Here is a 21190-nt window from a genome sequence, read left to right as displayed (position 1 = left end):
AAATGAACACGTGCAAACAACCGCTTAGGCACACAATCAAAACGACGAAATTAAACATTCCAAAAAGGAATGATGTAGCAACTAATTGTCGTTTGTTGAGAACGCCTTTCAACGCCAATACTGATTTCAATCAATGCAATCGCGACCGCCGCGGCACTGGAGAAGCCGCCGGCCGACCGGCGCACAGCCCGCGCCCGTCACCTGCAACTGGAAGTGGTCAGATCACAACAAAAACAACAACTCACCCGAATGCAGATCCAATAGGTTGCCCATGACCCATTCGAACAACAATGCAAGTTTGACTGCCGCAACCCCGCCTTCCGGACACCTCAAACGCACGCTCACCAGCCGCCACCTGAACATGATCGCCATCGGCGGCTCCATCGGCACCGGCCTGTTCGTCTCCTCCGGCGCCACCATCGCCCAGTCCGGCCCCGGCGGCGCGCTGCTGGCCTTCGCGGTGATCGGCCTGATGGTGTACTTCCTGATGACCAGCCTCGGCGAAATGGCCGCGTGCATGCCGGTCAGCGGCTCGTTCTCCACCTATGCCTCGCGCTACGTGGAAGAAAGCTTCGGCTTCGCCCTGGGCTGGAACTATTGGTACTCCTGGGCCGTGACCATCGCCGTGGACCTGGTGGCCGTGCAGATCATCATGCTCTACTGGTTCCCGGACACGCCCGGGGTGATCTGGAGCGCGGCCTTCCTGGTGCTGCTGTTCGCCCTCAACGTCGCCTCGGTGCGCTTCTTCGGCGAGGCCGAGTTCTGGTTCGCCCTGATCAAGGTCATCACCATCATCATCTTCATCGCCGTGGGCGTGCTGATGCTGCTGGGCATCCTCGAAGGCGGCCAGGACGGCGGCGCCCACCTCTGGCAGATCGGCGACGCGCCCATCGCCGGCGGCCTGCCGGCGCTGATCGGCGTGGCGATGATCGTCGGCTTCTCGTTCCAGGGCACCGAGTTCGTGGGCATCGCTGCTGGCGAAACGGAAAACCCGGGGCGCAACATTCCCAAGGCCGTACGCCAGATCTTCTGGCGCATCCTGCTGTTCTACGTGCTGACCATCGTCGTGATCGGCCTGCTGATCCCCTACACCGACCCACGACTGCTCAAGGACGGACTGTCGGACGTCACCATCAGCCCGTTCACCCTGATCTTCACCAAGGCCGACATGCTTGCCGCCGCCGCCGTGATGAACGCGGTGATCCTGACCTCGGTGCTGTCCGCCGGCAACTCGGGCATGTACGCCTCCTCGCGCATGCTCTACAGCCTGGCGCTGGAGCGCAAGGCGCCGGCCATCTTCGCCAGGGTAACTCGCAGCGGCACGCCGGTCTGGGCGCTGCTGGCCACCGCCGCAGTCGCCGGCCTGTGCCTGCTGAGCTTCCTGTTCAGCCCCGGCAAGCTCTACCTGTGGCTACTGAACACCTCCGGCATGCTTGGCTTCATCGCCTGGCTGGGTATCGCGATCAGCCATTACCGCTTCCGCCGCGGCTACCTGTTCCATGGCAACGACCTGGCGAAACTGCCGTATGTGTCGAAGTACTTCCCGTTCGGCCCACTGTTCGCCTTCGGCCTGTGCATGGTGGTGATGCTCGGACAGAACTACCAGGCGTTCATCGGCGGGCAGATCGACTGGATCGGCGCCTTCGCCACCTACGTCGGCCTGGTGCTGTTCGTAGTGGTCTGGTTCGGCCACAAGCTGGTCACAGGCTCCAGGGTGGTGCGCTACAGGGAAATGGACTTCTCCAGTATCGAGATGCGCAAGACCCAACGCAGCAAGGCAGAGCCCGCCGGCGATGCGCTCGCGACCAGCCAGCAGCCCGCCTGAACACTCCATTGGCGGACTCGCCCCGGTCCGCCCATCACTGCTCCGGGACCCTGATGAACAGCACCTTCGACTCCTACTACGAAGCCACCGCCAGCAGAACCTTCTACCCCGCCCAAAGCGGCCGCACCGATACCCGCGTATGCATCCTCGGTGGCGGCCTGGCCGGTCTGTCGACCGCGATAGGGCTGGCCGAGCGCGGGGTGAGCGATGTGACGCTCCTCGAGTCGCAACGTGTCGGCCATGGCGCCTCGGGACGCAACGGCGGCTTTGTCTTCGGCGGCTACAGCCTCGGCAACGCCGACCTGCTGTCGGCGCTGGGCGCCCATGAGGCCCGCAAGCTGTATCGACTGACACTCGACGCCGTCGACCTGATCCGCGAACGCACCCGCCGCTACACCATCGACTGCGACCTGGTCGACCAGGGCGTGATCCTCGCCAACTGGTTCAACGACCCGTCGCGCCTGGAGAAACCGCGCCAGCTGATGAAGCAGGCCTATGGCGTCGACTGGGAATACATCGCACCCGGCGAGCTGAAGGAACAGCTCAGGACCGAGCGCTATTACGGCGGGTTGCTGGAGCGCAACGCCTTCCACTTCCACCCGCTCAAGTACGTCTGCGGCCTCGCCCAGGCCGCGTCCCAGGCCGGGGTGACGATCTTTGAGCAGTCGCCGGTGACCGGCATCGAGAAGACGGCCGGCGGCTACATCGTGCGCACCGGCCAGGGCGAAGTCCATGCCGAGGAGGTGGTGTTCAGCGCAGGCGGCTATGCCCGCGGCGTCTACGCCCCAATCGAACGCGCCGTTCTGCCGATCGCCACCTACGTGGTGACCACCCCACCATTGGGCGATCGCCTGTCGGAGACCATCAACTGCCAGTCGGCCATCTACGACACACGCTTCGCCTTCGATTACTACCGTCCACTGAAAGACACCCGGATCCTCTGGGGTGGACGCATATCCATCCTCGATCGCGGGCCGCAGGCCATCGCCAAGCTGCTCAAGGCCGACCTGGCAAGCGTCTACCCGCAACTCGAGGACGTGGAGCTGGAGTATTCCTGGGGCGGCCTGATGAGCTATGGGCGCCACCAGATGGCGCAGATCGGCCAGGACGGTAACGGCATCTGGCACGCGGTCGGCTTCGGCGGCCATGGCATGGCGCCGACCACGGTCGCCGGCGAAGTGCTGGCGGACGCCATCGCCCGCCGCCTGCCGATCCCGAGCGGTTTCAGCCAGTTCGGCCTCGACCGCACCTTTGGCCTGGCCGGCCTGGTGGCTGCGCAAGCCACCTATACCGCCTACCAGGCGCGCGATGCCTTCGATGCCCGGCGGCTGAATCGGTAAGCCATCTCACCTGCGCGGTGGCCTCAAACGCGGTACCCGTTACGCGCAGCAGATACGCCTCGGCACCCGGTTTGATCTGGAAAAACTGCTCGATAGCCCGGATGCAGGACAGGTGCAGGTGCTCATCAATGACCGCCGTGGGCACTCCGCCACGGAAGATCTGCTCGGCAATCGCATGTCGGCGCAGGAGATTTATGGTGGCGAGTACACCCGGCTGACCGAGCTCAGCTATGAGCGCAATCTGTTCTCGCCAGACCTTTCCTCGAAGATCGGCTTCATGGTGATGGGTACCGACTTCGGCGGCATGCCGATCCTGGCCAACTTCGTCAGTGCCGGCTTTTGCGCCCACCCGCTGACAATGGCCAGCGGTAGCGGCTGGGGCAACTACCCAACGGCACACTGGGGTGGTCGGTTGCGCTACAACGCCACCCCTTCGCTGACACTGCAAACCGCATTGTTCCAGGTCAATCCGGACTACAACATGCGTTCGTCCAAGGCCTTCGCCATGCCCATCAACGGCAGTACCGGGGCGATCATGCCTGTGGAGGCGATCATCAATAACAACGCCTTTCTGAACGGCCAGTACAAGGCAGGCTGGTATTACGATAGCTCTGACTACCCGAAAATCGGCAGTGATGGCAAAAGCAGCGGACGTACCGGCGCATACATGCTGGTGGATCAAGCCATCTGGCGGGACGCGCAAGACCCTGCCAACATGCTGCGCCTGTTTGGCCAAGCGGCCACCAGCAACGCTGCGACCTCGCCGATGCGCCGTTGGTATTCGGTAGGGCTGGTCAAGAAAAAACCCTTCGCGAGCCGTGCGAATGACACCATTTCGCTGGGGTATGGCCGCGCCGTGCCCAACCCGCGCATGCGGGACGTGCAACAAGCCAAGGCACCCAGCCTCGACGAGGCCCATATGATCGCCAGCCTCGATTACGGTGAACAAGTACTTGAACTGAACTACGGCGCACAGGTGACGCCCTGACTACTTCTTCGACCGGACTTGCAGTACTACATCGAACCCGGCGCATTTTCCGGAAAGAGAAACGGTAATGCCCTGGTCGTGGGTCTACAGGTCAAAGCAACGTTTTAACCACTTGCCAGCCGATAATGGAAGGTCGCGGCAGGAACGGCAGTTGCCTGCCGCCCCCTGCACAGATCCGAATGTGCGGAACTACCGCATGCGACTCCTGCCTTGGGTACGTGACGCGAAGCGAACTCCAGGGTAAGGATGTGCATTTCTGGGTCTAGTGTCCTGTCTCGGAAATAAGCTGTTCACTTTTGGCGGCGTCTTGGGCGCCCGGCCTGCGTTGCCACTCCTCGCCATAGCCCTGCTATGACTCGTCGTGGCGCCTTGCCCGAACACCCAAGCCACTCGCCAATAGAGAACGTATTTCCGAGACAGGACACTAGGTATGTAGAGGTCGGCAAGGCGTCCGTAGCAAGGTGAGTTGGGCGGACGCTTACTCCCGTCCATCATCACACACCGGAAAATTCAAACCTTGTTCGATGATTCGAAAAATCTCATCGAGCAAATCTGAATAAGCCGCCGAAGCGTTCCTCTTCCATAGGTCGTGAGCCGCGACGTGCGCATAGTCCAAGGCCCAGACAAGCACATTCGGGCGAATGTCCTGCGCCGGATCCGTGCCCATTCGCCGGGCGATCAGCGCGACGACCGAGTCACGCTTGCCGACGCAATTCTGAAGGTTCTTGGCCCTGACCAACGGGTGGCTGCGCAGCAACTCCTGCAGCGTCATGAAGCGATCCGCGTTGAAACCGTACGATCCGTTCTCACACCCGCGGACCACCTCGACCGCCGCATGGTGCAGGGCAGTCAGCGCGGGCTCGTGAGGGGGCCTCTTCGACAAGGCGGTCATGAAGTCCTGATGCTCGGCCTCCTGGTAGTCGAGCACCACATCCTCCTTGGAAGCGAAATAGCGAAAGAAGGTACGCGTGGACACGTCGACCTTCTCCGTGATGTCTTCGACGCGGGTCTCATCGAAACCTTTCACGGCAAAGAGCTCATAAGCCGCGGTTATGAGCGCTTCACGCAGTTGCAGCTTCTTCCGTTCGCGACGACCCACTTCCTCTTTTCCCGGCACACCCGCTCCCCCGCATTCGGTCTAAGACCTTTGGACAATTGAACATTATTTCCCCTTTATGACATTCGCGCAATTTTATTAAATATCACTAAAGAAAATATGCCTCTTGACACAAATTGTCAGTGAGCGACATTATTCGCGCGATCTCAGGAAGCGAGCCGGATCAACCCGGCGGATTTGCTGGGCAAGGGAGCTACACGGTGCAGTCCTCCGTAGGAATCAACCATCTAAAGGGAGTTAGGGTTATTCATGAACGTCGCGATCAATGCCAGCAATCCGGCCCTCCACGAATCGGTGTCATTGAGCCCCTTCGCCCTTGATGTCTGGGTGGAAGCGCAACGTGGGCTGCCGAACCATCAATTCACAGTGGCACTGAGTCTGCGTCTGCCGCGGGCGGTGGGCCTGGAAACGCTGCGCCAGTCCGCCCACCAGGTGATGCAGGACAACCCTGTGTGCACCCGCCTGCACATCGAGCGCGAAGGGCTCGCCGAAGCGCTGCTGCAGGCCGGGCCGTGCGTCGTAGAGCAGTTCGAATTCGTCGATCAGGCCGGCGCGCAAGCCTTCTTCGAGGAGTGGGCGCGCAAGGTCTGGGACCTGTCCGGCGAACCGCTGGTCAACGTCACCCTGGGTCAGTCGCCGGATCACACCTGGCTGATGCTGCGCGCCCATCACATGGTGGCTGACAGCTGGGCGCTGGACGTACTGGCTCGCAAGATTCTCGATGCGTGCGATGGCGACAGTCATCGGCTACGTCAGGCTGCGCGGCATGCCGGCAGCACAGCATCGCTCGCGCCCGCCGAGTACGACCAAGCCATCGAGCAACTGGCTGGCCGTCACGGTGAGACGGTGCCGATGCTGTTCGCCAAGACCGGTGCCAGCTGCTCCACTGCACGGACCTATCGCCGCGCGTTCCGACTGGCCGCGGCCGATGTGCAACATGCGCTGGAGGGCGGTATCACGCCGTTCATGAGCGTCTCGGCGGCGCTGGCCGTGCTGCTGTCCTGCCAGTACGGCAGCGAGCGGTTTTTCATCGGTGTGCCGTTCCTCAACCGCGACAGCGATAGCATCACCGACATCGAACAGCGCGCCAACACCCTGGCGCTCGCGGTCGAAGTCACCGAGCAGCAGACCTTCCGCGAGATCGCCAACGCGATCAAGCACGAGGCGGCGTGCCTTCAGAAACACCAGTCGCTGCCGTATGGTCGGCTGGTGTCGGCACTGGCTCGCTCGGGTCAGCCACGGCAACTGTTCGACGCCACTATTTCCTACCTGCGCTACCCGGCTCACAACATCGACGGCCTGGGGGTGGATGACCTGCGCAGCATCGCCCACGTGCATGAGCAGGATGCCGTGGCGATCCATCTTCACACCTACGGCGATTGCGCCGAAGTGTGTGGCGAGGTGTGCCTGAACAGCAGCGCGTTCGCCAATGAACGTTGCGCCACCGAGTTCCTCGATACGTTCATGCTACTGGTCGAATGCTTCAGGGACCATCTTGACCAGCCTGTGGCGGCCATGAACCTGCTGACCCAAGATCAGGCCGAGACCCTGGCGCGCTTCGAGGATGGCCCGTGCGTACCGTACCAGGAGCAAGAAACCTTAATGTCGTTGTTCGAAACCACCACAGCCCGTCATCCCGGGCAAAAGGCCGTGGTTTCGCATGATGGCGAGGTACTCAGCTATGCCCAGCTCGATGCCTGGGCCTCTGCAGTGGCCGTGGCACTAGAAGACTGCGGCGTTGGCCGTGGCGACATTGTCGCGGTGTCGCTGGCGCGTTCGCCGCGCATGCTCGCCGCGATCTTCGGCGTGCTGAAGACCGGCGCGGCGTACCTGCCGATCGACAGCGAGTACCCGCAGGACCGCATTCAGTACATGCTTGAAGACAGCCAGGCGAAGCGGATCATTTCCGATCTGCCGCAAGTCATCGCCCATGACGATCCCCGGCTGGTTCGACATCGATGCGGTGTCCACCGAGCGCCCGTCCTCCGGCGCCGGCACCAGCAAGGCACGGCCTCGCGATCCGGCTTACGTCATCTATACCTCCGGCTCCACGGGCCGCCCAAAAGGTGTGGTGATCGAGCATCACAGCGTGGTCAACCGGCTGGAGTGGATGCAGCAGGCCCACCCCTTGGACAGCAGCGACGTCATCCTGCAGAAGACGCCGGTCTCGTTCGACGTTTCGGTCTGGGAACTGTTCTGGTGGAGCATGACCGGCGCCAGCGTGGCGCTGCTGGCACCCGGCGCGCAACGGGACCCCAGGGCCTTGATCGAGGCAATTCGCCAGCAGGATGTGACGATCGCCCATTTCGTGCCATCGATGCTCGAACCTTATGTCCAGGCCTTGCTGGACGATCGCCGGCTGATGGATTCGGTTCGCAGCCTGCGTTGCCTGTTCACCAGCGGCGAGGCGCTCAGCCCGGCGGTGGTCAATCGCTTCCGCGCGTTGTTCCGCAAGGGCGCCCCTGCGCCGCGGCTGATCAACCTGTACGGGCCGACAGAGGCGACGGTCGATGTGACCTACTACGAGCTCGACCTGGGCGCCCCGAACGATATCGACGCGGTGCCCATCGGCTACCCCATCAACAACACCTCGATCCGTATCGTCTCGCAGCACGGCGTGCGCCAGCCGATTGGTATTCCAGGCGAGTTGCAGATCGGCGGCGTGCAGCTGGCTCGCGGCTATCTCAACCGCGCCGAGCTGACTGCCGAGCGCTTCATCACCGACACCCATGACAACCGCCGCTGGTACCGCTCCGGCGACCTGGCCTGCTGGGCCGAGGACGGCTCGATCCTGTACCTGGGACGCATGGACGGGCAGGTGAAGATTCGTGGCAACCGAATCGAGCTGGGTGAAATCAAGAGCGCCATGCTGGCCCAGGCGCAGATCCTCAATGCCGAAGTACTGGTGGAAGACGATGAAGTGCGTGGCAAGCACCTGGTCGCCGTCTACGTGAGCCGCCAGCCCCTGGACGAACGCGCTCTGCGCCGACAACTGGCCTCCACCCTCCCCGCCTTCATGGTCCCGGCGCGCTTCGTGGCCCTGGAACATATGCCGCTTACCCCCAACGGCAAGTTCGACCGTGCCCAGGCCTTGCAGGTAACCGTCGGCGAGACGGTCACCGCACCGACGCAATTGCACGGCGAGCATCAGGCACTGGTTGCCGATATCTGGCGCAGAATTCTCGGCCAGCAGGACATCGCCTGCGATGACGACTTCTACTCACTCGGCGGCGACTCCATCCTGATGCTCAAGGTGCGCTCCGAGCTGGAGCGCCATGGCTACGAGATCGACCTGTCCACGCTGGCTGAACACACCATGCTCGAGACCCTTGCGCAGCTGCTCGAGCAGCATGCCCATGGCGCCGTCCATGCGCGCCAGGCGCTGGCGCCATTCGCCCTGGTGAGCGAGGTGGAGCGCAAGCGGCTGGGCGAGACCTGCGTCGACGCCTACCCGATTTCGCAGTTGCAGCTGGGCCTGCTGTTTCACAGCCGTGAGACCCAACGGGCCAGGACCTACAAGGACGTGTTCCGCTACAGCCTCGACTGTGCCTGGAATGAAGCCGCCATGCGCCTGGCTTTGGCCGGTGTGATCGAGCGTCACCCGGCACTGCGCACACGCTTCAACCTCAACGATCTTGGTCGCCCGCTGCAACTGATCGGCAAGTCGTTGCCCGTGGATGACGTGATGGCGGTGGCCACCTGCGCACCAGGGCGGCATGAACTCGAGATAGCCCGGCACATGCAGGCATGGGCCTGCCACGACTATCGATTCGCTGAGGGGCCGCTGTTCAACATAACGGTGTTCCCGGACGCGCCGGCAGGCGGCATCGACCTGATCCTGAGCTTCCACCACGCGATCCTCGATGGCGGCAGCGTGGCCAACCTGATGCGCGAACTACTGCTGGCCTATGCCAACGGCGGCCGCCCTGACTTGCAATACCCGCCGCAAGCGCTGCCCAACCCGTCGCTGTTCGTCGAGGACGAACGCAACGCCATGAGCGGCGAAGAGCACCGTCAGTACTGGCGCGGTTACCTCGAAGGCGCGGGCAATACCTTGCCGGTCGGCCTCGCCGGTCACCTCGATGCGCCGGCATCCGGCGTGTTCTCCTACCGCTTCGAGATCGACAGGCAGCTGGACGCCGCCCTGGCGCGGGCGGCCCGCGCTGCGCACCTGCCGATCAAGCTGTACTACCTGGCTGCCCACTGCCTGGCGATCGGCGCCATGAGCGGCCTGCCCGAGGTGACCACCGGCGTGGTAACCCACGCGCGGCCGGAAATCGAGCATTCGGAACATATCCTGGGCCTGTTCCTCAACACCCTGCCGCTGCGTGCCGAACTGGAGGGCAGCTGGCAGGCGTTCGTTGAGCGTCTGCACCTGCTCGAAAAGCGCAGCCACAAGCACCGTCGCTTGCCGCTGAGCGTCATCCAGGAAGACAGCCCGTCGGTGACCCTGGGCACCGCCTTCAACTACATCCACTTCCATGTCCTGCACGACGTGCTGGACAAGGCCGGTATCCACATCAGCGAGTTCGACCCGCTGGAAGAAACCAGCTTTGCCATCCTGGCCAACGTGATGCGTGATTTCTCCGGCGAGGGGGTGAGCGTGCGCGTCGACATGGACGCCTCCCGCTATGCCCGCGAACAGGCGCAGGTGTATGCCGGGTTGTTCAACCAGGCGCTGGCGGGCATGGCCCATACCCCGCAGGCAGCCGTGGGCGTGGGACGAGCGATTTCCCAGGCTGGCCAGTGGCTCGGCGCAAGCCGCGAGGAGACGTTCGAGGCGGTGCCGCAACGCATCGCCGCGGCGGCACGTCGCGCGCCGCAGGCCATTGCGCTGGCGAGCGCCGGCGAACAGTGGGACTATGCCAAGCTGTGGCGCTCGGTGGAGACGCTGGCCGCGCGCCTGGTCGAGCAAGGTGTGGCCCAGGGGGATGTGATCGGTGTGGCCCTGCCCCGATCGTTCGAGCAGATTGCCACGGTCGTTGCGATCAGCGCCGTGGGCGCGGTGTGCCTGCCGATCGACCTGGCTTACCCCGCTCACCGCATCGAGCTGATCCTGCGCATGGCCACGCCGAAGCTGCTGGTCACCATGGCCGATGTCGACGGGCTGCCCGACCTGGTGCCCCGCCTGGCGCTCGACGCAGCCGTCCCCGCTGGGCTCGCGCCCTGGACCCAGGTCGCATCGATCGAAGCCCAGGATCCGGCCTACATCCTGTTTACCTCCGGCTCCACCGGCACCCCCAAGGGCGTGACCATGCCCCACCGTGGGCTGGGCAACCTGGTGGACTGGCAGAACCGGACGGGCAGTGGCGCCGTGGCATCGACCCTGCAGTATGCGCCGCTGAGCTTCGACGTGTCGTTCCAGGAGATCTTCGCGACGCTCAGCGCCGGTGCCACCCTGCACGTGATCGGCGAGGCCGAGCGCCGCAATCCGGCGGTCCTGCTGCGCTACCTTGACGAACATGCCGTGGAGCGGGTCTTCCTGCCTTACGTGGCGCTGCAGCAACTGGCCGAGACCGCCGCCACCCTCGACCTGTACCCAGGCCGCCTGCGGGTGGTCGGTTCATCCGGTGAGCAGTTGCGCGTCACGCCGGAGATTCGCGCGCTGATGAAACGACTGCCGGCCAGCCTGCTGGAGAATCAGTACGGCCCGACCGAGACCCACGTGGTCACCCGCTTCACCATGAGCGGCGACCCACAGCATTTCCCGACGCTGCCACCGATCGGGCGGCCGATCGACGGCGTCGGCCTGCTCATCCTCGACAGCGCGGGCGAGGTCCAGCCGGATGGCGTGCCAGGGGAGATCTGCGTGTACGGCCAGGCATTGGCCACCGGCTACCATCGCGCGCCGGAAATGAGCGCCGAGAAGTTTGTCGCGCAGCCCCATGTGCCCGGCCGTGTCTATTACCGTACCGGCGACATCGGCATCCGCTCGCTGGGGGGGGACGTCATCAGCCTGGGCCGCAACGACAGCCAGGTGAAAGTGCGCGGCTATCGGGTGGAACCTTCGGAGATCGAACTGAAGATACTCGGTTTCTTCCAGGCCCTTGGCGCGCCGGTCGAAGTGGCGGTGATCGCTCGCCCGCGCGACCAGCTCGATGCCTACCTGGTCGCCTATCTGGTGGGCCAGGCGGCACAGCGGCCCGAGCATCTGGACGCATTGCGCGGCGAACTCGCCGGACAGTTACCCGCCTACATGGTACCGACCCATATCGTGGCCATCGAACGCATGCCCACCACCCCCAGCGGCAAACGCGACGACGCCGCCCTGCGCGCGCTGCCGTTGCAGGTGGACAACGGCCAGGACTACCGCGAGGCGCAGGGCGAGTACGAAGCGCGGCTGTGCCAGCTGGCGGCCGAGCTGCTGAAGATCCCGCGCATCGCTCCCGAGCAGAGCATCTTCGACTGTGGAGCCACCTCACTGACGGCCATGCGCCTGGTGGTGCTGGTGGAGAAGCTGTACGGGATCAACGTGCCACTGTCAGCGTTCGTCAGCGCCCCGACCATGGAGAAACTGGCGCTGCTGATCGAACGCCACGGCGGCGAATTCAAGTTCGACCCTCTGGTGCCGCTGCGTCGAACGGGCCTTCGCAAGCCACTGTTCCTGGTCCACCCCATGGGCGGCAACATCCTGTCCTATCTGCGGATGCTGCCGCACTTGCCGGAAGACCAACCGTTGTATGCCCTACAGGCGTCCGGGGTGGACCTGGGCTCGCAGCCGATTCCCAGCGTCGAGGCGCAGGCGGCCTTGTACATCGCCTCTATGCGCGCCGTCCAGCCGCAGGGGCCGTACCTGATCGGTGGCTGGTCGTATGGCGGCTTCGTCGCGTTCGAGATCGCCAACCAGCTGATCGCTGCCGGCGAGCAGGTGGACAACGTGCTGGTGCTCGACACCATGGCACTGAGCGACCAGGCCAAGGGCAAGGCCAGTGACGACGGCCTGCTCAGCTGGTTCTTCTGGGAACTGCTATGGACGTCGCGTGGTTCGGAGCTCCCCGTGCAACTGGTACCGGCTCATATCGAAAGCCTGCAGGAGCGCTTCGACTTCATCACCGACCACGCGATCTCGATCGGCGCAATCCCCGAGGGCAGCACCAAGGCCGTGATGCAGCGGTTGTTCGCGGTGTATCGCAACAACTGGGATGCGGCCACGGAGTACAACTACCAGTCCAAGCGCCCGGCCCTGGACATCACCCTGGTGCGTGCCCGCGAGCCACTGCCAAGGATTCTGCGGGATATGCACGACACCATTCGCAGCGAGTACAACGACCCGCTCAATGGCTGGACCGGCAAGACCTCTGGCAAGGTACGCCTGGTAGAGGTCGACGGTGACCATCTGACCATCATGGAGGAGCCCTATGTCGGGCCTCTGGTCAAGGCAATCATGGATGAAATTCAACGAGGGAACGAGCAATGAGCGATAAACCTGTCGCACTGATCATCGGCACCGGTATCGGCGGGCTGTCCGCCGGCATCGCCTTGAAGAAGGCGGGCTGGGCGGTCAGGCTGTTCGAGAAGTCGCAGACGCTGCGTGCATCCGGATCGGGCCTGTCGGTCATGTCGAACGCGAGCGCGGCCATGAAGAAGTTGCTGGATATCGACCTGGGCCTGGAGCGCTACGGCGCACCGATCCTGAACTTCGAGATTCGCCACAGTTCCGGGTTGCTGCTCAAGCGCCTGCCGTTCCAGGAGATCGCCGAGGCGCAGGGTGCGCCGAGCGTCTGCATCTCGCGCCAGCAACTGCAGCAGGCATTGCTGGACAAGCTGGGCGAAACACCGATCCACCTGGGCAAGCGCTTCATGGACTTCACTCAGCAGGATGACGAGGTGCAGGTGCGCTTCGAGGACGGCAGCATCGAGCGCGGCGACATCCTGGTGGGCGCCGATGGCTACCACTCCCCCGTACGCCAGGCCATGGGGGTGCACAGCGTGGTCCAGGAGGCTGGATACATCTGCTGGCTGGCGCTGGTGAAGTACAGCCATCCACAGATCACCCCAGGCTATGTCGTGCACTACTGGGGCAAGGGCAAGCGGGTCGGCATCATCGATATCGGTGGTGGCTGGGTCTACTGGTGGGGCACGGCCAACATGCCCAACCATCAGGCCCAGTGCTGGCAAGGATCGAGCGCGGATGTCGCCAAGGTCTACAGCGGCTGGCCGCCGATCGTCGCAGACATCATCCACAGCACACCGAGCGAGTCGATTATCACCGTCGATGCCAAGGACCGCTCGTTCCCGGACACCTGGTCGCAAGGGCGCGTGACACTGCTTGGCGATGCCGCCCATCCGATGCTGACCAGCCTCGGTCAGGGCGCCGGGCTGTCGATCGAGGATGCCGCGGTGCTGGGGCATGTGCTCGCGGACGGAGCCGATCCCGTAGCCGCCCTGGGGCGTTACCAGACCCTCCGTCAGCCCCGGGCCCGGACCATCGTCGATGCCTCGCGCGGCGCTGAGCGAAGTGGAGCAATACGATCGCTTCGTTCCACGCCTGAAACGCGACATCGGCATGCTGCTGGCGCCGGCCAACAGCATGCGCGAGCGCTTGCAGGCCTCGCTGCTGTTCGACGACCGCGCCGTGCTGAGCCAGTAATCCAGCCATCACCAGACAAGGAACTGTCATGAGCAAGAAAACCGTACTCGTTACTGGCGCCTCCAGCGGCCTGGGCCATGCCGCCGCCCTGATGCTGGCGGACAACGGCTTTCGCGTCTTCGCCGCGGCACGCAACATCGAGGGCGTATTCGCCAATGTCGAAGGTATCGAGCCGATCAGCCTGGATGTCAGCTGCAGTGTTTCGGTCGCTGCCGCGTTCGAACGTATCGACCAGGCCTGCGCCGAACAGCCGTTGTGGGGCTTGGTGAACAACGCCGGGATCTGCGTGCCCAGCCCCCTGGAACTGCTGAGCGCCGAGGAACTGCGGCGCCAGCTGGACACCAACGTGATCGGCCAGCTGCTGGTCACCCAGGCGGCCTTGCCGCATCTGCGCCGCAGCGGTGGCCGGATCGTCAACGTCACGTCGGGCCTGGGCAGTATCGCGGTGCCCTACCTGGGCGCCTATTCCATCGCCCAGTTCGCCAAGATGGCCTTCAGCGATGCCCTTCGTCGTGAGCTGGCACACTCCGGGGTCAGCGTCAGCGTGGTCCAGCCCGGTGCGATCAATACGCCGATCTGGGGCAAGTTCAGCAGCACCGGGCAGCAGGTGCTGGCCCAGGCCGACGGCGAGACCCGGAAGATCTACGGACCGTCGTTCAGCACCTTCCTCGAGCAGAGCGAGGCGCTGGCGAGCCAGGCCAGCACCAGCGAAACGGATTTCGCCCGCACCATTCTCGCCGTGCTCAGCAGCGCCAGCCCGGACACCCACTACTGCGTCGGCGCCGATGCCGCCGAATTCGTCCAGATGGCGCGAACCCTGAGCACCGGCGATCTTGACGCGCTGTTCATCGCCCAGATGCCAACAGCGCAAGCCTTTGCCGAGGTTGCGCAAACGAGCGACGCGCCATGAATGCGCGCAAGCTCAAGGCATGGCAGGCGCAGCATGCCGCCATGCTGCGCCAGGCGGTCGAAGCGACGCGCACACGCCAGCCTTACCAACCCTATTCCGATGAGATGGTCGACTACGACAACGCACAGGTCGAACAAGGCGCCTACCGTTTCAAGCGTCTGCTGGGCGCGCCATTGCACATCGAACCCGAGCCACCGTCCGGGGGCCAGGCGCGCTGGGCTGGCGCCGAGCGCTCGCCATACGGCTTCGACCTGGGCATCAGCTACCGGGTCGAAGAATTCGAGGTGCTGGCGAGCAAGGCGGACAAGGCCATGCGCAAGTGGCGCCAGGTCGACGTCGAACTGCGCAGCGCTTTGCTCTGCGAGGTGATCGCGAGGTTGCATGCCGACACCTTCCTGTTCGCCCATGTCGGCATGCATACCAGTGGACATGGCCTGTTCATGGGCTTCCACGCCAACGCCGTGCATGCCCAGGCTCGCGCGCTGGAGTCGGTTGCCGGTGTGCTGGCAGTGTCTCGCGAACTGACCTGCCAGTTCGAAGCGCCACTGGTGGTGGGGCAAGGAGAGCGACAAGCACTGTCACGGGACTTCGCGGCCATGCCCACGGGGCTGTCGCTGGTCTTCGCGGGCCAGGTGGTACCGACCTGGGGCGCCTACCCTGGGTTGTTCGCTTCCCTCGCGGCGGGCTGCGCGGCAATTGTCGTCCCCCATGGCAATGCCGTGCTGCCGATGGCCCTGACCATCAAGACAATCAAGGCCGCATGCGCGCAGGCGGGTGTACCGCACGATATCGTCAACCTGTTCTACAGCGATGAGCTGGCTGCCTATCGACAAGCCGCGCTGCACCCCGACGTGCGCCTGATCGACTACATGGGCGGCGCTGAATTCGGCGGCTGGCTGCGTCAGCATGCGTGGCAGGCGCAGGTCATGACCCAACAGAGCGCGCAGACGGCGGTGGTACTGCATTCGACGGCAGACTACGACGGCATGCTCGACAATCTGGCCTTTGGCCTGTGCTCCTATTCCGCGCAGCTGTGCACGTCACCGCAGACCTTGTATGTGCTGCCCGAGGGCATCGGCCTGGTCGACGGCGTGGTACCGGTTGAGCAGTTCGAACGCGACCTGGTCGCACGGATCGACCAGGTGCTCGGGCGCTTCTCCAGCCCACGCGAACTGCTGGGGGCCCTGGTGGCACCGACGAGCCTGAGCGAAATCCGAGCCTGTGAAACAGCGCGCTTCGCCAGGGTGCTGCGTCATGCCGAGGAGGTGCACGACCCCGACTATCCACAGGCCTGCATCGTCACGCCTTCGGTGATCGCCGTCCGCCAGGGGTTTGCCAGCAGCGTCGATCACTACGCCCGGGAAATACGCGGGCCGGTTTCGTTCATCATTCAGAAACCCGACCTGCGCGCCCTGCTCGCCGAACTGCGCGAGGTTGGCCAACACCACGGCGCGCTCGGCCTGGGCCTCTATACCCTCGATTCAGGGGTGGAGCATGCCCTGCGCCAGGTATCCCAGGAGATGGGCGTGCTGTTGTCGATCAACTTCAGCAAGAACTTCTACATCAGCCAATGCGCGGTGTTCACCGACATCCACGGAGGCAGCACAGGAGCGGCGGCGAACGTCACCTATGGCGCGCCTGCGTTCTACCATGCCCGCCTGCGTGTGACCGAGCAGAGGAAGCTGTTGTGAACTGCCGGACCGTGGCCCAACCGACGCCCATGTGGCCGTTCCGACAGAAGGCGCTGCCTGGCCTGGCGATGTTCGCCCTGCCCCTCGACGGTTACGAGCCGCCGTGTGACGCGGTGCTCATGGACAGTCGCTGGCTGGGCCAGGCACTGCCGCTGCGGCGCCGCGAGTTCGCCGGCGGCCGGGTGTGCGCCGCGGCCGCACTCACAGCGCTTGGCCTCCTCGACGACTGGCTGCCGATCGCGCGGCCGTACCGTTATGCCCTGTTTCCAGCGGGAGCCGTAGGATCCATCTCGCACAACCGGAGCCAGGCGCTAGCATGCGCGGCCGATGCCGCCTGTTTCATCGGCGTGGGTATCGACATCGAGGAAGTCATCTGGCACCCCGAGTTGGGGGCTCTGGCCGCGCACGTTATGCGCCCGGAGGAGCACAAACGTTTCCAGAACATGGAAGGCATTCCGGCGCTGCAGTTCTTTTACTTATGCTTCAGTGCCAAGGAGTCTTTATACAAGGCGTTGTTTCCTCTGTGCCATGTCGATTTGGAGATGAGCGAGGCAGAACTCGTTATTTGGGATAATCAGGGCCACTTCGTGTTGACCCTGCGCTCCGAGCGGTTGAGCGAGTACTTTGCCGATGGCCATAACTTCCATGGTTTCTGGGCAATGGAGGAAGGCACCTTGTTAACTATCATCCCGCTCGAAAAAACAGGTTGACCGCCTGAATTCAGCTGAACGTCTGTGCCTGACAGTACGCACCGATTGTCGGTGTGAGCGGTCAATGATAGCGTTCTATTTTTATACATTCTGAATGTATAATTAAAGTGAGCGGCCATGCTTGGCCGTAGGGAAGTTTCAATGATCCGTGGCGCCACGGGGACCTCGTGGAACCGGCGACGTCTGATTATCATTCAAGGGATTTGCAACCATGAGCTCATCTGCAAACGCTGCCAATGCAACGACCGCCCGCCACCCCTGGCTGGCGGTAATAGCCGCAGGGCTTGCCACGTTCTCCGTGGTAACGACTGAAATGCTGCCGGTCGGCCTGCTCACGACCATCGCCGAGGCACTGGGCACCACTACCGGTAGCGCAGGCCTCATGATCACCTTGCCGGCACTGCTGGCGGCCATCTTCGCGCCGCTGGTCGTGATTGCGGCAGGCAACCTCGACCGGCGCTGGATTCTGTGTGGTTTGCTGGGCCTGCTGGTGATCGCCAACGTTGCCTCGGCGATGGCCACGAGCATGGCCTGGATGCTAGCCGCACGGGTGTTGGTCGGTTTCTGCATGGGTGGCGTCTGGGCCATCGCGGGCGGCCTGGCCGCGCGACTCGTCCCTGGGCACTCGATCGGCTTGGCCACCTCAATCATCTTCGGCGGCGTGGCGGCAGCCTCCGTGCTCGGCGTGCCGCTGGGGGCGCTGATCGGAGAGTTTGCCGGCTGGCGTTGGGCGTTTGGCAGCATGGCCATACTCAGTGGCGTGGTTCTGTTGATTCACCTGGCTGTGATTCCGTCCCTGCCGGTGCACAGTTCGGTTACCGTGCGCCAGTTCGTCGCGCAGTTCGCCAACCGCGGCGTACAGGCCGGCTTGCTGTTGACCCTGTTGCTGGTGGCCGGGCACTTCATGGCATTCACCTTCGTTCGCCCACTGTTGCTGTCGGTGTCCGGTTTCGACCCGCAATGGATCGGCGCCTTGCTATTCACCTACGGTATCGCCGGTATCATTGGTAATTTCCTGGCTGGCATCAGTGCGGCGCGGCGCACCACACTGACCTTGACCACCATCGCCCTGGGCCTGTTGCTGACGCCGATACTGTTCCTGACAGTCGGCGACACGCCAGTTGGCGGCGCCGTGGTACTTATTGCCTGGGGTTTGGCCTACGGCGGTGTGTCGGTGGGTCTGATGACCTGGATGATGAAAGCCGCGCCGAAGGCCGTGGAGGTCGCCACCGCGCTTTATGTCGGTGTATTCAACGTCGGTATCTCGCTGGGCTCATGGGCCGGTGGACAGACCGTGGATATCCTCGGCCTGCCCACCACGTTGTGGCTGGCCGCCGGCCTTGCCGCGCTAGGGCTGCTGTTGGCCTTGGGCATGGGCATTTCCGGGCAGAAGCAGCAAGACCTGTCCGCGCAGGCCAACGCCGCAAAATGAAAGATTTGCCCGGGCGGTTCCACGCCCGGGCGTTCGCTCCCCTGAACGATCACGCTCCCGCACAAGGCGCAGGCTTGGTCGCACCTGCTTGGGAAGAATGGGTTGCGCTTCACCTAACTGCGCTGTCATGGCGGGCCGTACGGGCGGCCGGTATGTACCCGTGTCGGTTTCTGAATGGCTAGGGAGATGGCCGCAATGAGTGGTACACGGATGTTGATGCGCATAGCCGGGGCCTGCCTGGCACTGCTCGGCCTGGCGATGCTGGTTGGCGGCACCTGGCTGGTGCTGCTCGGTGGCAGTGGCTTCTACCTGGTGGCGGGGCTGCTGCTTGCGGCAGTCGCCACTGGCCTGTGGTGGCAACGCAGCTACGCGTTCGGCGTTGCCATGGCGCTGCTGGTCCTGAGCATGGCGTGGGCCTGGCAGGAAGTCAGGCTGGACTACTGGCAGTGGGTACCGCGCGTCTCGATGTTTCTGGTCGTGGCATGCATCGTAGCCACACTCTACCCGCGGCTGAAGGACGGCAAGGGCAGATCCGGGTCGCGTGGAGTCCGCAAGCTGGCACTGCCGGTACTGCTGGCGATGATCGTGGCCGGCACGATCGCCGGCTTTTACCCCCACTCTGGCGCCGCGCCGCGTCCCGCTTTCCAGGACGCGCTCGCAGCAGCGAGCAGCGACACCAAGGAAAGCGGCAACCCCGACTGGCCACAGTATGGCCAAAATACGCGTGGCAGCCGTTATTCTTCGTTGAGCGAGATCGATACGTCGAATGTCGCTGGCCTAGAAGTGGCTTGGCAATACCGAACAGGGGATGTACCCAGCGGCGAGGCTGCATTCCAAGGAACGCCAATCAAACTGGGCGACATGTTGTACATCTGTACCCCCTACAGCAAAGTAGTGGCGGTCGATGCCGAAACAGGCGAGCAGAAATGGGCCTTTGACCCAAAGGTGAAATCGAAGGAGTGGCAAAGGTGTCGCGGCCTTGCATCCTGGAGCGAGCCAGGAGTCTCCTCAGTGCAAGCCAGCGGACTTTGCCACACACGTATAGTCCTCACGACCCTCGATGCCCGTCTGATCACCCTGGACGCTCACAGCGGCACTGTCTGCCCGACTTTCGGCGAAAAGGGCGAAGTGAACCTTCTCAACGGCTTAAGCGAACGGGCCAAAGACTCCTACTATCCTACCTCGGCGCCGCTGGTGGCTGGGGACGTGATCGTCACTGGCGCACGCATGCAAGACTGGGCCGCGAGCGGCGAACCTTCGGGCGTGGTGCGCGGCTGGGACGTACGCAGCGGTAAGCTGATCTGGGCCTGGGATCCAGCCGCACCGAAACGCGGGCAGCCACTGCCGCCAGGCGAAACCTATCCGGACCAGACCCCGAACTTCTGGGGAACAGCCTCATACGATCCTGAACTTGGGCTGGTCTATATCCCCACCGGCAACCAGACGCCGGACTTCTGGGGGGCCAATCGCTTGGAGGCGTCTGAAACGTACAACGCCTCGGTGGTCGCCATCGACGTGAAGACTGGTATCGACCGCTGGCACTTCAGAACCGTCAACCATGATCTGCACGACTACGACGTAGCCGCGCAGCCCATCCTTCACGATCTTCCCACGGGAAATGGCGACACGACCCCTGTCGTGATCGTGCTTACCAAAACCGGCCAGGTTTTTGTCCTCGACCGGCGTGACGGTCGACCTGTCTTCCCGATCGAGACGCGCAGTGTCAGCGCCGAAGGCGCGCCACCTGGCCAACAACCGGCGCCGACGCAACCTTACTCCAGCGTATCACTCGGGTATTCGCCACTGACCGAGCAAGGCATGTGGGGAATGACGGCTCTCGACCAACTGTATTGCCGCATCCAGTTCAAGCGCATGCACTACGTCGGCGACTTCACTCCACTCAGCACTCGCCGAACACTCATGTACCCCGGCTACTACGGCGGTATCAACTGGGGCGGTGGCGCGATCGACGAGGCTTCTGGCCTGCTGGTGGTCAATGATATCCGTATCGCCCACTGGGCACAGTTCATCAAGCACGAGCAAGCCATGGCTGCCGGCTACAACCCAACAGGGGCTTCAGGCAACTATGCCGAGCAGCGCGGCGCGCCGTTCGGCGTCATCCACGGCATGTTCACCTCACCGCTCGGCTTGCCGTGCACCGCCCCCCCCTACGGCACCCTGACCGCCATCGATCTCAAGTCGGGACAGATCGTCTGGCAAGTCCCCATGGGAAGCACAGAGGACACCACTCTGCCCGGCGGCGTTCCCGGTCTACCTATGCCGATTGGCATGCCGACCATGGGCGGGCCGTTGGTGACCCAAGGAGGCCTGGTCTTCTTTTCGGGCTCCATGGACTACTACCTGCGGGCAATGGACAGCCGCACTGGCCAGGTGCTGTGGAAAAGCCGCCTGCCGGTGGGCAGCCAAGCGACCCCGATCAGCTACCAGGGAAACAGCACCGGACGCCAGTACGTTGTTGTCACGGCAGGTGGCGCGCAAGGCCCAGGCAAAACACGTGGCGATTACGTAATCGCCTATCGACTGCCTTGATTGACTGCAGGGGTCGATCATCTGGCCCTAGATCATC

Annotated in this window: 10 protein-coding genes and 2 pseudogenes; 11 read left to right on the top strand and 1 reads right to left on the bottom strand. The window is 63.6% G+C overall.

The genetic code is table 11. From position 1 onward, the window contains the following. Positions 1–271 precede the first annotated feature (271 nt). The 3 genes and pseudogenes from ACZ899_RS25805 to ACZ899_RS25795 all read left to right on the top strand — a co-directional run bounded on the left by ACZ899_RS25805 (position 272) and on the right by ACZ899_RS25795 (position 4261). Complete coding sequence (locus tag ACZ899_RS25805) at positions 272–1825, top strand: amino acid permease (RefSeq protein ID WP_442799867.1); 1554 nt, start codon at positions 272–274, stop codon at positions 1823–1825. Positions 1826–1878: 53 nt separating this feature from the next. After that, complete coding sequence (locus ACZ899_RS25800) at positions 1879–3165, top strand: NAD(P)/FAD-dependent oxidoreductase (RefSeq protein WP_234560230.1); 1287 nt, start codon at positions 1879–1881, stop codon at positions 3163–3165. Next, positions 3158–4261 (top strand): annotated as a pseudogene (locus ACZ899_RS25795) (carbohydrate porin). The gene ACZ899_RS25800 and the pseudogene ACZ899_RS25795 overlap by 8 nt, the downstream one beginning before the upstream one ends. 370 nt (positions 4262–4631) lie before the next feature. Here the strand turns inward: ACZ899_RS25795 and ACZ899_RS25790 are convergent. Then, entirely contained in the window at positions 4632–5252 is a 621-nt protein-coding gene (locus tag ACZ899_RS25790; RefSeq protein WP_234560229.1) for a TetR family transcriptional regulator, read from the bottom strand. Positions 5253–5519: 267 nt separating this feature from the next. Here ACZ899_RS25790 and ACZ899_RS25785 point away from each other — a divergent pair. The 8 genes and pseudogenes from ACZ899_RS25785 to ACZ899_RS25750 form a co-directional block, all read left to right on the top strand. Further along, a pseudogene (locus ACZ899_RS25785) lies at positions 5520–8120 on the top strand (amino acid adenylation domain-containing protein); the annotation flags it as partial. Positions 8121–8124: 4 nt separating this feature from the next. Continuing rightward, positions 8125–12687, top strand: a complete 4563-nt coding sequence (locus tag ACZ899_RS25780; RefSeq protein WP_485628019.1) for an amino acid adenylation domain-containing protein — start codon at positions 8125–8127, stop codon at positions 12685–12687. Continuing rightward, positions 12684–13892, top strand: coding sequence for an FAD-dependent monooxygenase (locus tag ACZ899_RS25775; RefSeq protein ID WP_485627945.1), 1209 nt, complete (start codon positions 12684–12686; stop codon positions 13890–13892). Before ACZ899_RS25780 ends, ACZ899_RS25775 begins: the two co-directional genes overlap by 4 nt. Further along, the gene (locus ACZ899_RS25770; protein WP_234560226.1) at positions 13889–14770 is read left to right on the top strand and encodes an SDR family oxidoreductase; all 882 of its coding nucleotides are present in this window, start codon (positions 13889–13891) and stop codon (positions 14768–14770) included. The genes ACZ899_RS25775 and ACZ899_RS25770 overlap by 4 nt, the downstream gene beginning before the upstream one ends. Then, positions 14767–16461, top strand: a complete 1695-nt coding sequence (locus ACZ899_RS25765) for an aldehyde dehydrogenase family protein (RefSeq protein ID WP_234560225.1) — start codon at positions 14767–14769, stop codon at positions 16459–16461. Before ACZ899_RS25770 ends, ACZ899_RS25765 begins: the two co-directional genes overlap by 4 nt. Further along, positions 16458–17171 (top strand): 4'-phosphopantetheinyl transferase family protein, encoded by a 714-nt coding sequence (locus ACZ899_RS25760; protein ID WP_234560224.1) that lies wholly within the window; start codon positions 16458–16460, stop codon positions 17169–17171. The genes ACZ899_RS25765 and ACZ899_RS25760 overlap by 4 nt, the downstream gene beginning before the upstream one ends. Positions 17172–17382: 211 nt before the next feature. Continuing rightward, complete coding sequence (locus ACZ899_RS25755; protein WP_234560223.1) at positions 17383–18603, top strand: MFS transporter; 1221 nt, start codon at positions 17383–17385, stop codon at positions 18601–18603. A 195-nt stretch (positions 18604–18798) separates the two neighbouring features. Then, positions 18799–21153: a membrane-bound PQQ-dependent dehydrogenase, glucose/quinate/shikimate family gene (locus ACZ899_RS25750; protein ID WP_234560222.1), complete on the top strand. Its 2355-nt coding sequence runs from the start codon at positions 18799–18801 to the stop codon at positions 21151–21153. The last annotated feature ends 37 nt before the right edge of the window (positions 21154–21190 follow it).

The organism is Pseudomonas sp. TE31087 (genome assembly GCF_057284075.1).
Note: the sequence above shows the minus strand (reverse complement) of the source record. Positions and strands in the feature narration are given on the sequence as shown.